Genomic DNA, 14,047 nt, shown 5'->3' on the forward strand with positions numbered 1-14,047 from the left:
CGTAATCACCCATAATGAAATCTCCGTGGATAAATGGGGTCAGAGTAATTTTAAACTCCGCCCCATCAAGAAGATAAATAAAACAACAATCGTAGCAATCCATTATTTTTCACTAAGAGTGAAATAATTAACATCAAAACGGAGAAGCATCAACATCTAACATCTGTTATATTAGTACGTTATAGATGCCTAAGTGCTAACATCATTGTCATTTCAATGCCTCCAGATGTTTTCCTAAAAATTAAAGATAAAAAATAATAAAAACAACATTTTCAAGCTGTTCTCTGTTCGGTGACAACGGGGTCGGACCAAATTAACAGTTTGAATATTAAACATTTTATCTCCAAAAGCAGATCTTTCTGGGGCTTAAAACACCCTTTTCAGTATCAAAAACAGTACTGTAAAGAATGTGGTTACAATAAAGCTAAAACCCCGATGGTACTCAACCGCTCTATCTCATCACTCTCAATCCCAACAAGCACAGGGCAAGTGAACCTGATCACTCCCTGCATTTCCATAGAGTGCATCATCACCGGCTTCACCAAACAAGTTATCATTGTCAGTATCACCGTAGAGTTCATCATTACCGTTTCCACCATACAGATTGTCTTCCCCCTGGCCTCCATATAACGCATCATCACCAATACCGGTTCCATCACTATTATCGCCATAGAGATAATCATTGTCTGATTCCCCGTATAAGAGATCATTCCCGTCTCCGCCCCGGAGTTGATCCTCACCACTTCCACCATACAATTCATCCATACCTGAACCGGTATTATCAGGGTTATCTCCTAAAAGAAGGTCATTTCCATCTCCGCCATAAAGTGAATCATCGTCTTCTCCACCGGCAAGACTGTCATTACCTATTTCTCCATGCAATGCATCATTGCCCAGACCTCCCTGGAGTACGTCATCGCCATGACCACCAAAAAGTGCATCTATACCGTCGCCACCAAAAAGATCGTCATTGTCATCATCGCCATAGAGGACATCATTTCCTCCTGAACCGTAAAGCACATCTTCACCGGAGCCACCATGCAATTCATCATTTCCAGTACCACTTAAATCGCCATAATCACCATACAGATGATCATCACCATCTCCACCGGAAAGGATATCGTCACCTCCCTCGCCAGCGAGTGCATCGTCACCGATCTCACCATAAAGGGAATCATCTCCTCCTCCGCCAAGCAGTTGATCATTACCCAGGCCACCGTAAAGTAGATCCTCACCGGTACCTGTGTTATTCCATTCATCTCCTCTTAAGACATCGTCACCATCTCCGCCGAAAAGCTGATCATTATCAAGGCCGCCATACATATCATCGTTACCCTCTCCACCATAGAGGATATCATTGCCTTCCTGGCCATAAAGCCTGTCAAGATCTTCTTCTCCAAACAAAACATCATTACCAAGTGATCCCTGAAGAAGATCGTCACCTGTGCCGCCCAGCAGATAATCATCTCCAGCGTCACCAAATAGCCTGTCAACACCTTCTTCTCCAATGAGGGTGTCGTTGCCATTTCCCCCCATCAGGTTATCATCACCTATTCCGCCAAAAAGGATATCATTACCGTCTCCACCCCATGCGTTATCATTATCAGATTCTCCGTAGAGCTTATCATCACCACCCATACCAAGGAGTTGATCATCACCCAGACCACCATAAAGGGAGTCATTACCGTTTATTCCAAACAACGTATCGGAACCACCATAGCCATACACTGTAAAGGTGGAGAGAGCGGATACGTCACTGTCAAACAGGACAGTTTCACTTCCATCTGCATATTGGATACTAAAATGATAATTCCAGGTATCGGCTGTTATCTGGCTCAGACTTGAAACTTCCATCTCATCAGTACCAGCCAGGGAGTTGGTGTTTGGAGTGGGCTCTACATAGTCAGCCAGATTGAAGCCGAAATCGCCCGAGGAAAAGGAGTTTATGGTAAAATAGAAATTACTGGCCAGGGAAAACAGGTTCAGCGTTTGATTGGTGGAGTCATAACGAACTCTGTAATTAGCATCTTCGTAGATGTCGCTGTTTTCCTGAATTTGATTAAAGGTGAGACCTGTTATCTGATTGGCTCCATACCAGATGGTACCCTGATTATCCGCATCGTCAACAATATCGCCGACACCGATATGGTAGGTGTCATTGCCGATACCGCCGTAAAGGGTGTCTTGAACAAAATCATCCACACCATCTATGCCTGCCCCATATAAGATATCATCTCCCCCAGCACCGTTTATTGTATCAATGCCGGTGCCGCCGGAGATGGTATCTTGATCACTACTTCCGGTCAGGGTGTCCTGGCCTGCCCCACCTTCTATGCGGGCAATGTTGGAGACTGTTATTCCTGTTAAGTCTATGGTGTTGTCGCCTGCGGTTCCGGCCAGTATATTTAGTCCTTCTCCACCGTCTATTATTTCTATGGAGTTTTCTGCAAGGGAGAGGGTGTTTACTCGGATGGTGTCATCCAGGTTGCCTCCGAGGATTTTATCCTCATCACCAGTACCGCCGTTGAAGGTGTCGAAGGCTTCAGGATCTTCATCTGTGCCATGGATGATGAAGGTGTCGTTTCCGGCTCCTCCGTTCATGGTGTCGCTGCCGGAGCCTCCTTCGAGGATGTCGTTGCCGGCATTGCCGGTTAGGGTGTCATTGCCTGCCATGCCGTAGAGGTGATCGTCACTGAGAGCACCAATCAATTTGGCGCTGTCATCTCCTTCCGTGCCAAAGATATAATCTCCATATGGAAGTTCTTCGTCGGGAGGATTGAGTTCAATACCTGATTGCAGATCATGAAAGTGTTTCTGCTCAGAGTAATTGTGCATGGTGTGGTAGAGGAATTTTGTTCTATCTTCGAAGTATTGTGATGAAAAGTTATCTAAATCTAACTCGTTGTTTGCATTCAAACTGCTATATTGACTATTCGGGCCCGTTATCGTGATGGGATTCAACCTTTGTAAAGCAAAGCGATATGCCATGCCAGTACCATTATCTTGGCTTGCAAACGAAATAATGTCAGACTCTGAGATATCACCTAAAAATGATATTTCATATTGGCCTTGTGAAGATTGGGTTGCATTTCGAACTTGAAATATCTTTTCATAGAGTTCTTCTCGAGCAACATCCCCGTTCTTTACGTCGAATGGTGAATAATCCTGTACGCATATTTCACCAAAGGTATTGATAACCGTTTCGAGCGTTATATGGTTGTCTCTTCCTTGCCGATATGCATTGAAGACAGGGAGAAGAGATTGAAAAAACTGCGATCCATCCATCGAAGAATACATATCATCCAAGCGGCCAAAAAGGTCATAAACCGCCAGAGAATCTGTCATCTGTTCTTTTCCATGACCCGCAGTTGTTCCTGATAGAGATACAGATTCAATAAATATTCCTTGGTGATCTCCTTGCTGACCGAGGGCAAACACACTGTCCATGGTCGTCATTTCCAGGAACTTATCACCAAAAATATTTAATATTTTCGAACTCTCAAAAGAATCGCTTCCCCCAAGCATAGCAAAGAGGTTACGGATGTTGGTCTCGCCGTTCCCGCTCAAGCCACTAAGCGCTTCTGTCATATACCCAGCACCATTTATGGTCACAACATCATCACAGACAGAACCGAAAAGCCGTGAGAATGCAGCGGCCAGATGCCCACCCAAACTATGACCTACTGCTGTAACCTGTCCTTCAATATCATGGGATAACGCACCATATTGTCTTTCATCCGTGAATATTTCGTTCGAATAGACATCGGTGTTGATAGTGTATACCGTGCCGGTTGGCATATCGATTATGACATTATCCAATGTCCGCAGGTATAGTTCATATGGGCCGGCTACACCCAGAGGCATAGCAGTTTGTTCTGCCGCAAGTAGAGCCGTTTTGTCCGTCAACAGCTCCAATTCCGCTGCTTTATAGACGGTATTTGGAGCTGCATTTATTCTTTGCCAGTCGTTATACATGTCGACTATTTGCTTAATCGCCAGCCCATCGTAAACAATGTCACCACCGTCTGTAACGAGTAGATCGTCAATTCCCGGTTCCGTACCTCGGCATGCATAATGGTATTTGCCTGTGTTCTTATTCCGAAAAAGAGTAGCTGAAAAGCCTGTATCGGTGTTGGGTTGGTGATAAATCACTTCCCAATTGTTGACAAAATCTTCAGCTTGCTCAGCTGTCATTTTGCCCTCAAAAGCGCTGTTTTGTAAAGCGTCTCTTATATCATCCTCAATAGTTAGATCCTCTATTTTATCAAAAAGAACGTAGGCCGCTTCAGACAATAACGCCATATCGTAATAAATGGATGAACTGCTCATCGTTTTTCCTCACCGGTTTGTTTGTAAGTTTTTTTTAACTCACTAAATTCCTTTTTTTTAATAGCTGGCTGTCTCAGATGTGTCCAGAATTTAAGATCGCTTGAAGAACCACTATATATTTGCACGCGTTTGGCTAACGTCTCATCGGTCTTAGTATCGATAATGAGTTCTTCTTGTGTTACGACGGGAAGAATGGGTAAGCGATGTTCAATAAATACCCAACCAATCCGCTGATTTAATTTATACCCCCTTGTAATACCAGTAGCTTCATAAGAAGGTGACAACTTCTTCCAAGTCAAAGTCTCAGCAACTCCAGGGTTCTCTGCCTTCCACTGTTCCAGAGTCTTATAGACCCAGAAACCTGACCTGGTATGGACGAGATATTTGAAGGTGATCAGTGTCGGCAGATAATCCCAGAAAACAAGGTTGTACATTATAAAAGCAACCAACCCGCCCCATAACCATGCCCGCCTGCCTCTATTCTTAGCCCACCGGACAGCAAGAACGGTAACTCCGATCGAAACTGCCAAATAAAACACAAAAAAAACAATTACCGCTAAACCGAACATTCTTCTACCTCCCCGTTAATACGGGGTCGGACCAAGCTAACATGCTGAATGTTAAACATTTTGTCTCCAATAATAGGTGTTTTTATGGCTTAGAGTACCCTTTTCAGCATCAAAAACGGTGCTGTAAGCAATTTCAGGCTCTTTCAAAACAGTAGCATCTTTGACTGAAACTATGGAGCGCTTCTGTGCCCGGCTTGCAAGTTGCTGCTGAATATCTTCTGTAAATGATTTTCTGCCAACGGCACTGGACTCACTCCAATCTTGATTTCTCAGCAAGAAACGGTGACAACGGGGTCGAACCAAGTTAACAGTTTGAATATTAAACATTTTACCTCCAAAAACAGATCTTTCTAGAGCTTAAAACACCCTTTTCAGTATCAAAAACAGTACTGTAAAGAATGTGGTTACAATAAAGCTAAAGCCCCGATGGTACTCAACCGCTCTATCTCATCACTCTCAATCCCAACAAGCACAGGGCAAGTGAACCTGATCACTGCCTGTATTTCCATAGAGTGCATCATCACCGGCTTCACCAAACAGGTTATCATTGTCAGTATCACCGTAGAGTTCATCATTACCATTTCCACCATACAGATTGTCTTCCCCTTGGCCTCCATATAACGCATCATCACCAATACCGGTTCCATCACTATTATCGCCATAGAGATAATCATTGTCTGATTCCCCGTATAAGAGATCATTTCCGTCTCCGCCCCGGAGTTGATCATCACCACTTCCACCGTACAATTCATCCATACCTGAACCGGTATTATCAGGGTTATCTCCTAAAAGAAGGTCATTCCCATCTCCGCCATAAAGTGAATCATCGTCTTCTCCACCGGCAAGACTGTCATTACCTATTTCTCCATACAATGCATCATTGCCCAGACCTCCCTGGAGTACGTCATCGCCATGACCACCAAAAAGTGCATCTATACCGTCGCCACCAAAAAGATCGTCATTGTCATCATCGCCATAGAGGGTGTCATTTCCTCCTGAACCGTAAAGCACATCTTCACCGGAGCCACCATGCAATTCATCATTTCCAGTACCACTTAAATCGCCATAATCACCATACAGATGATCATCACCATCTCCACCGGAAAGGATATCGTCACCTCCCTCGCCAGCGAGTGCATCGTCACCGATCTCACCATAAAGGGAATCATCTCCTCCTCCGCCAAGCAGTTGATCATTACCCAGGCCACCGTAAAGTAGATCCTCTCCGGTTCCTGTGTTATCCCATTCATCTCCTCTTAAGACATCGTCACCATCTCCGCCGAAAAGCTGGTCGTTATCAAGGCCGCCATACATATCATCGTTACCCTCTCCACCATAGAGGATATCATTGCCTTCCTGGCCATAAAGCCTGTCAAGATCTTCTTCTCCAATGAGGGTGTCATTGCCATTTTGCCCCATCAGGTTATCATCACCTATTCCGCCAAAAAGGATATCATTACCGTCTCCACCCCATGCGTTATCATTATCAGATTCTCCGTAGAGCTTATCATCACCGCCCATACCCTGGAGTTGATCATCACCCAGACCACCATAAAGGGAGTCATTGCCGTTTATTCCAAACAACGTATCGGAACCACCATAGCCATATACTGTAAAGGTGGAGAGAGCAGATACATCACTGTTAAACAGGATAGTTTCACTTCCATCTGCATGTTGGATACTGAAATGATAATTCCAGGTATCGGCTGTTATCTGGCTCAGACTTGAAATTTCTATCTCATCAGTACCAGTCAGGGAATTGGTGTTTGGGGTGGGCTCTACATAGTCAGCCAGATTGAAGCCGAAATCGCCCGAGGAAAAGGAGTTTATGGTAAAATAGAAATTACTGGCCAGGGAAAACAGGTTCAGCGTTTGATTGGTGGAGTCATAACGAACTCTGTAATTAGCATCTTCATAGATGTCACTGTTTTCCTGAACTTGATTAAAGGTGAGATCTGTTATCTGATTGGCTCCATACCAGATGGTACCCTGATTATCAGCGTCGTCAACAATATCGCCGACACCGATATGATAGGTGTCATTGCCGATGCCGCCGGAAAGGGTGTCACGGACATTGTCTTCCTGGTTGGTTAATGTACCGCCATAAAGGATATCATCTCCACTTGAACCGGTTATGGTGTCGGCTCCACCTCCGCCTTCTATTCGGTTTATGTGGGTTACTGTGATGCCGGTTAGGTCTATGGTGTTGTCGCCGCTGGTTCCGGCAAGGATGTTTTCTCCGGCTCCTCCGTCTATTCTTTCTATGGAGTTATCTGCAAGGGAGAGCGCGTTTACTCGGATGGTGTCGTCCAGGTTGCCTCCGAGGATTTTATCCTCATCACCAGTACCGCCGTTGAAGGTGTCGAAGGCTTCAGGATCTTCATCTGTGCCGTGGATGATGAAGGTGTCGTTATCGGCTCCTCCGTTCATGGTGTCGCTGCCGGAGCCGCCTTCGAGGATATCGTTTCCGCCGTTGCCGGTTAGGGTGTCGTTACCGTCCATGCCGTAGAGGTGGTCTTCCTTGGAATTGCCTTCAATCAATTCGCCTTCCAGGTTACCGAAAATATAATGCCTGTCTGTAAAATCCGGTACGCCGTTTCCTGCATAGGCATCTATGCCAAGGGTTGTGTCACAAAACTGTATATCATCGCCGGTGGGGGAAAGTGCATCTTCATGCATTGTTTGATAGAGAAAGAGGGAACGATCTTCGAGATATTGGGTTGAATATTCGGCAGCCACCAGATTGACATAGCCTGGCTGGTTGCCAGAGATGGCAAAACCAGCTAACGCGTTTAAGGCAAAAAGAAAAGCGTTGTCATTTTCTGCAGCACTTCGGAGAGCTTCGGCAGAATGCTCATGCAGTGATGTTACCGTCAAACCAGTCAGGCTATGGTCGTTGGCATACCCGGTTAATTCAATGGCAAGATCAACAAAGACCTGGGTGGTGTCAATACCGGCCTGAAAAACATTATTAACAACCGATAAGGCATGCCCATCGGGCATTTTTTCCAGAAAAGGAGTAAAGTCATCGGCATTGTTGCTGCTGCTGATGGTTGAAAAAAGGTTGTAGACGTACAGGGATTCGACAAGAGTACCGATAGAATGGTAGTGAACGGGGTTGAATGTACTATCGCTGATAGAAATATTGACATCGGCACTCCCGATATCAGTTCCAAGATCGGCGACAAGATCATGGGGTATATCCCACCAAGTTTCTGAGGATTTGACATTTGTTACCAGGCTGTCGACTCCGTTCTTATTAGACTCAAAGTTGGAATAAGCGTCATAAAGCTCTTGTGTGATTTCTACTGGCCCAAACAACGATTCACCGGTTATATCATCATAACCAATAAAGGCTTCTTTATAATATCTCCCATTACTTGTCGATAATTCTGGAGATTCCAGATCTTTTGCACCTGGAGAATTATAAGTGTAACTCTCATCAACAAAATCGGTATAGGTCGCGGTAAAGATCTGAGCTAATGCACCACCCAAGGAATGACCTGTAACAGTAAGCTTTTCTCCGCTTAATACCTTATCATCTTCTTGAAGCTTTTCGAAAAATGATACCATGTCTTCAAATTGGAGCGGCGTATTGCCTGCTTTTAGCCCGAGAATATCATCATCCCAATCAGTGCCAATCAATTGGTCGGTTCCACGGATGGCCAGTATTTTTTTACCACTATTAATGTCTTCAAACAACGTGGCGCTGAATCCGCTTTCTGGACCTATGTTGTATTCGGCGCTGGTGGCAAGGACATTGTAGTGCTCAACAAAATTATCAGCCTGTTTTTGAGTAAAATTACGGTCATTCTTTAGTGACTTTATAATGTCATCATCCAATGTAGTTTGTATGATATCAATATAGCTTGCATCAGCCAATTCACCAAATTGTAACAATTCTGGAATAGTTGCCATCTCTAGCCCCCTAGCTAATTATCTTTTGATTTCAGTGTGTTATATATCAATACTTCACTATTACCTTTAAATGGGCAAAGTGTTCCAAGAGAACCATCAACATTGAGCAATGTCGCCCTAAGCCACCCTCTATTCCATCTGTACATTACTCGAATCCCCAAAGTCTCATTATGATGTCTGTCATTGATTTCCGTATAGATAAATTTATCTATAGTCGGTATTGCCAGGATTCTTTGGTCTTTGTTAGGCTGATAAGCTACCTCATACCTGCTGACTTCATCAGGTTGCAATGGCTTCACTGCAAAACAAGGTATTTCCTGGTCAAAGGATTCTTTAAACTTATATTCATCCTTCTTTTTTGGCTTATAGCACCCTTCAGAACTTGCATCATTTAACCAATAACTACGAAAGAATTCACCGGTTTCTTCAACCTGGTAATCAATATATTTATAATTTTTATTTGGCATGCGGGGAGTACGTTTTATTCTCAATTCGCCCACATAAAACCCTTCCACATTCTCCACGGTCTTATAAATCTTCATGCCGGATTTAAATTTGCAGAAGTACCAGAAGGTGGGGTAGCCGATTATCACATCCCAGCTAGGAATTAGAGCCAGAATAATAATTCCAATGATTCTGCCTTTTGTTGATTTTGCGACCAAAACAATTACCAGTAATCCCAAAAGGAGGTAGATAGCTGCACCAAATATGACAAGAATCTGAATCATTGCTCTCTCTCCTTTGTTTTTATCTCTCGGTGAAGCATGATAACAAGGACAAGACTTATCAAGACAATGATTCCGGGAGGTATGAGTAATATATAAAAATTATCTCCATCCTTTCCTTCCCTCATGGCCAGTCCAATCATCCGAACAAACCAGCTCGTACCAAATAATATCCCGGCATAGCCGACTAATAACAAAACTATTCTGAACATCATTCTCTCACCTTTACTCTTTTTGAACTACTTTTTACCTCTTAAGAAAATGCCTAGAAAACCAAAACACGGGGTCAGCAAAACACGCAACACGGAGTCAGAGTAAACTTAAACTCACCCCATCTATTAATACGGGGTCGGACCAAGCTAACATGCTGAATGTTAAACATTTTGTCTCCAATAATAGGTGTTTTTATGGCTTAGAGTACCCTTTTCAGCATCAAAAACAGTGCTGTAAGGAATTCCAGGCTCTTTCAAAACAGTAGCATCTTTGACTGAAAGTATGGATCGCTTCTGTGCCCGGCTTGCAAGTTGCTGCTGAATATCTTCTGTAAATGATTTCCTGCCAACGGCAATGGACTCACTCCAATCTTGATTTCTTGTTAGGACGTTATTGTTTAGCTCAGCTGTTATCCAGTTAGTGTGCTCTTCGCGAAATCTGTTTTCATCCTGCATTGAAAAATAATCCAACAACATCTTCCTGTTGATAATGCCGTAACGCTTTGGAGGATTTTGAATTTCATTGTAACCACTATTTCTGTATTCAGATGGATGTGATACGACGCCTGCCCTGACCATATTAAGATCAATATAGACCATGCATTTTGCAAGATGGTTGATTGTGTCAACGGCCGTGGCATGATATCGGTCTTCCCAAAACGAACCTTTCCTCTGTTTCCGACTATTGAACTCCTGAGCTGTTCTTCCTGCAATTAACTGAAGACTTTGTGGAATAGTTTTTTCCCCTGTATCGACAACAAGTAAGTGGATATGGTTGGAAGTGACAATGTAATTTAGAACGCAAAGCCCATACCGCTTTTTTGCTTCGAATAACCAATAAAGCCAGCGTTTTCTGTCTTTTTCAAATTTCAGTAAAAACTCCTGCTTATGACATCGGTGTGTGATGTGCCAAACACAACCAGGAATATAATGTCTATTTGCTCGTGGCATGGTAGTTTAAATTTTCTTAGAAGGTTGTTTTGGACAACAAAAAGTTACCTTTAAGTGTTTATATGGCTTTTATTTCATAATATTTCTTGTTATTCCTATATATTGGCTTGGTCCGACCCCGTATTCAACCGAGTTACCTCCGGTTTTCATGATATTTTTTTGATAATATTTTCAGCAAAGAATTATTTCTCCCTTGACGCGATCCATAAACATCTATTGATCCGAACAAAATCTTGTCAACAAACTGATAGGCCTGTTTGTCACCAAGCACCTGATGAAAATCAGGATTTGCACCGCCAAATTCGGAAAGCCAGTTCCCATATGCCATATACCTGCGGGAGAAGGCGATCACCTCGTTTTTCTCCATATCGGTGATGGTGATCTCGTCGGTGTGTAATAGTCTGGAGGCGGGGTAGCCGGTCTTTACCATGTTGAAATCCACCCGGTAGCGCATGGGTGGCAGTTTGTCCGGGGAAGCGAAGCCCTCAGCCCGATCCATGATGCTTTGTAATTCGCTTTTCCATGGTTCGTAATATGCACCAAACTCCGTAGAATTTTTTTCTATTTCTCTGATTGTCCGCCACAGTTCTCTGTTATCTAGACCCTTGCCACCCTTGCGGCGGACCTCCCTTGCACTTTCTTTCATAGCGTCCAGTTCCCGTTTTTTCTGATCCCGAGCTGGTCGCATTTTTTCACTCTCGGCAAAAGTTGAAGCATCGGCCCGGTACAGATAGATTTTCCCGTCATCGCCATTCACGGCCAGGGCCTGGAGATGCACGCCGTCAAGATATTTTTCAACCATGCTTTCACGAAAGTGTTTGTCAAATCCCGGCCAGACATTGTCCTGCCAATACACAGAAATCGGCGCTTCAACGGTCTGATGAATCACCTGCAAGGGCTGCTTGCCGTAATACTCAAACAGCAAGTTGCACAGGATCGGCCGCCAGAATGGGCCGAAGATGAGCAGCAGCACTCCCAGCCACACCACTGCCTTCGACTTCGTCCACCGCTTGACGAGATACAACACAATCGCTCCCGCAAGCAGATAAATGGTTACAACAATAAGCAACGCTATTCCCATACTGTTATTCTCCCGTGGGTATTTTGGTGTTCAGAAACAGGAAAACTCATTTGCCCCGGCGCGTAACAACGGGCGTGACAACGGGGTCGAACCAAGTTAACTTAATACGGGGTCGGACCAAGCTAACATGCTGAATGTTAAACATTTTATCTCCAACAATACGTGTTTTTATGGTTTAGAGTACCCTTTTCAGCATCAAAAACGGTGCTGTAAGCAATTTCAGGCTCTTTCAAAACAGTAGCATCTTTGACTGAAACTATGGATCGCTTCTGTGCCCGGCTTGCAAGTTGCTGCTGAATATCTTCTGTAAATGATTTTCTGCCAACGGCAATGGACTCACTCCAATCTTGATTTCTTGTTAGGACGTTATTGTTTAGCTCAGCTGTTATCCAGTTAGTGTGAACGCTAACACGGGATCGGACCAAGCTAACAACTTGAATATTAATAATTTTGTATCCAGAAACAGCCGTTACCTGGCCTTAGAGTGCCCTTTTTGCCATCAAAATGTGTGTCGTAAGAATCTTGACCAGCAACATTAGCATCCTTAACGGTTTATATTTTGGTCAACGAACTATTTCAAAGCTCAACGGTTATCCAACCACTGTATTATTCACAATAATTAATTTTCTTTTTGTAAAGGATTTTTGCTATAACGTAGCTGCTGGCCCAATGGTAATCATCCGTTCTATCTCATCACTTTCAAAACCAACAAGTAGAGGACAGATGGAACCCGGTATTGTAATCACGTCATACAATTCCTTGACTACACCTTCAATTATAAGGCTATGTACTATTTCTCCCGACTGAGTATCAATAACCTGCAAGCCACAGCACTCCCCCCCAAGTGAAGGCAGCAAGTCATCCAAAACAAGATCTTGAAAAGCTGTACTTCCACGAGGACGTGAGAGACCTACAATTGCATAGTTATCTACAAAGGTAAGCCCCCTAAGATAGCCAGGACATTTAGCGACCTGAATAAACTCGCTTTTGTTCAGGTATCCGAATTCACCCTTACCGGAGTTTAGTAACCAAATTTTGCCTTTGTAAAACCTGGGGGAATGGGGCATGGAAAGCCCTTGGGCGACAATTTCATTGGAGGCGACATCAATAACAACCCCTCCATTCTGCCTGTTTTCTTTCTTTCTCCAGCCACCTCTTGAATTGGAGCGGGAAATTGACGTCACAACATATGGTTTTCCATCTCGCATTGCCAGACCGTTAAGATGGCATCTGTCTTCAGGGACAAGCTCTGAAATAAATTCAGGTTTCCATAGGGGAATAAAACTATGGGTGTTACTTGTTGTGGCCAAACAATTAAACAATGTATTCACAAACAGAGGACGATTGTTATACCAGGCAATATCATGTCCACTCACCTTACCTGTTGTAAAGGCGAGCTGGGGAACATACACCTTGTCGTGCCCTTTATAATTTTCTCCAGGACTAGTGACATTATTGAGCTGCCATATTTGATAAAGAGTAGTGGTCAGCAAACGGTTCTTCTCTTCATTGAGGCAAAGCCCCATACATCTGGCAAAATTTCTTTCATAAACAGAAAGTGATTGTTGCTTACTATCAAGCCCGACGAAAAGCAATTTCCCGGACTGATATGTTGAGAAGGCTAGTGAAACATCATGGCTTCGAAGCCAGTTTTCTATTCCAAAACTTGCCTTGAGAACAAAATGTTTGGATTGAATTACAATCGAATTGTATTCAGTATTATTATTGGGCATAACTTGTCAGGCTCTGTTTGTTTTTCCTGCATAAAAGGGGCCTGGGTAAAATCAAATTCAGCCCCATCAATAAGATAAACAAAACGATTAACACCCAAATAGTGAAACATCAACACTTAATACTCGTTATATCAGCATGTTGCATGTAGAGCAATCGCCAACATAATTGTCATTTCAATGGCTCCAGATGTTTTCCTAAAAATTTGGCTACAAATAATAATTAAAATAAATTCAAATGTTCTCTGTCCTGTTAACGCAATATTGACTTTTTTTGCTACTTTTCACTTTTCCACTAATGACACTCTTTATTTTGACAGGTTTGGTTAATGCGGCAATACGGGGCCTGACCAATTTAAAATGCTGAATTTTCATCCTGCATAGAAAAGCAATCCAACACCATCTTTCTGTTGATAATGCTGTAAGGCTTTGGTGGTTTTGATTTTCATTGTAACCACTGGTTTTGTATTCAGATGGATGTGATACAACTCCAGCCCTGACCATATTACCATCAATATAGACCATGCATTTT

The 14,047-nt window shown here is 43.3% G+C and carries 9 protein-coding genes; all 9 read right to left on the bottom strand.

Going from position 1 to position 14,047, the window contains the following annotated elements:
• Window positions 1–465: 465 nt before the first annotated feature.
• The 9 genes from UWK_RS20065 to UWK_RS16025 all read right to left on the bottom strand — a co-directional run bounded on the left by UWK_RS20065 (window position 466) and on the right by UWK_RS16025 (window position 13,518).
• Window positions 466–4,329, bottom strand: a complete 3,864-nt coding sequence (locus UWK_RS20065) for a calcium-binding protein (protein ID WP_015405432.1) — start codon at window positions 4,327–4,329, stop codon at window positions 466–468.
• Entirely contained in the window at window positions 4,326–4,898 is a 573-nt protein-coding gene (locus tag UWK_RS15990) for a hypothetical protein (protein WP_015405433.1), read from the bottom strand. Before UWK_RS15990 ends, UWK_RS20065 begins: the two co-directional genes overlap by 4 nt.
• Window positions 4,899–4,949: 51 nt before the next feature.
• Window positions 4,950–5,225, bottom strand: a complete 276-nt coding sequence (locus UWK_RS15995; protein WP_015405434.1) for a hypothetical protein — start codon at window positions 5,223–5,225, stop codon at window positions 4,950–4,952.
• Between the two features lie 129 nt (window positions 5,226–5,354).
• Window positions 5,355–8,816 (bottom strand): DUF2974 domain-containing protein, encoded by a 3,462-nt coding sequence (locus UWK_RS16000; protein WP_015405435.1) that lies wholly within the window; start codon window positions 8,814–8,816, stop codon window positions 5,355–5,357.
• Window positions 8,817–8,830: 14 nt separating this feature from the next.
• A complete protein-coding gene (locus UWK_RS16005) occupies window positions 8,831–9,544 on the bottom strand; it encodes a hypothetical protein (RefSeq protein WP_015405436.1) in 714 nt (237 codons plus the stop codon).
• On the bottom strand, window positions 9,541–9,756 hold the full coding sequence (locus tag UWK_RS16010; RefSeq protein WP_015405437.1) for a hypothetical protein: 216 nt from the start codon (window positions 9,754–9,756) through the stop codon (window positions 9,541–9,543). The genes UWK_RS16005 and UWK_RS16010 overlap by 4 nt, the downstream gene beginning before the upstream one ends.
• A 159-nt stretch (window positions 9,757–9,915) precedes the next feature.
• The gene (locus UWK_RS16015) at window positions 9,916–10,704 is read right to left on the bottom strand and encodes a transposase (RefSeq protein ID WP_015405438.1); all 789 of its coding nucleotides are present in this window, start codon (window positions 10,702–10,704) and stop codon (window positions 9,916–9,918) included.
• A gap of 133 nt (window positions 10,705–10,837) precedes the next feature.
• Window positions 10,838–11,785 (bottom strand): hypothetical protein, encoded by a 948-nt coding sequence (locus UWK_RS16020; protein ID WP_015405439.1) that lies wholly within the window; start codon window positions 11,783–11,785, stop codon window positions 10,838–10,840.
• Window positions 11,786–12,432: 647 nt separating this feature from the next.
• Window positions 12,433–13,518: a TIGR03032 family protein gene (locus UWK_RS16025; protein ID WP_015405440.1), complete on the bottom strand. Its 1,086-nt coding sequence runs from the start codon at window positions 13,516–13,518 to the stop codon at window positions 12,433–12,435.
• Window positions 13,519–14,047: the final 529 nt, after the last annotated feature.

This window comes from Desulfocapsa sulfexigens DSM 10523, assembly GCF_000341395.1.
GTDB classification, from domain to species: Bacteria; Desulfobacterota; Desulfobulbia; order Desulfobulbales; family Desulfocapsaceae; genus Desulfocapsa; species Desulfocapsa sulfexigens.

Coding starts and splice junctions, on each gene's coding strand:
- UWK_RS16010 (WP_015405437.1), bottom strand. CDS start 9,756: ATGATGTTCAGAATAGTTTTGTTATTAGTCGGCTATGCCGGGATATTA.
- UWK_RS16000 (WP_015405435.1), bottom strand. CDS start 8,816: ATGGCAACTATTCCAGAATTGTTACAATTTGGTGAATTGGCTGATGCA.
- UWK_RS16020 (WP_015405439.1), bottom strand. CDS start 11,785: ATGGGAATAGCGTTGCTTATTGTTGTAACCATTTATCTGCTTGCGGGA.
- UWK_RS16015 (WP_015405438.1), bottom strand. CDS start 10,704: ATGCCACGAGCAAATAGACATTATATTCCTGGTTGTGTTTGGCACATC.
- UWK_RS16025 (WP_015405440.1), bottom strand. CDS start 13,518: ATGCCCAATAATAATACTGAATACAATTCGATTGTAATTCAATCCAAA.
- UWK_RS15990 (WP_015405433.1), bottom strand. CDS start 4,898: ATGTTCGGTTTAGCGGTAATTGTTTTTTTTGTGTTTTATTTGGCAGTT.
- UWK_RS16005 (WP_015405436.1), bottom strand. CDS start 9,544: ATGATTCAGATTCTTGTCATATTTGGTGCAGCTATCTACCTCCTTTTG.
- UWK_RS15995 (WP_015405434.1), bottom strand. CDS start 5,225: ATGTTTAATATTCAAACTGTTAACTTGGTTCGACCCCGTTGTCACCGT.
- UWK_RS20065 (WP_015405432.1), bottom strand. CDS start 4,329: ATGAGCAGTTCATCCATTTATTACGATATGGCGTTATTGTCTGAAGCG.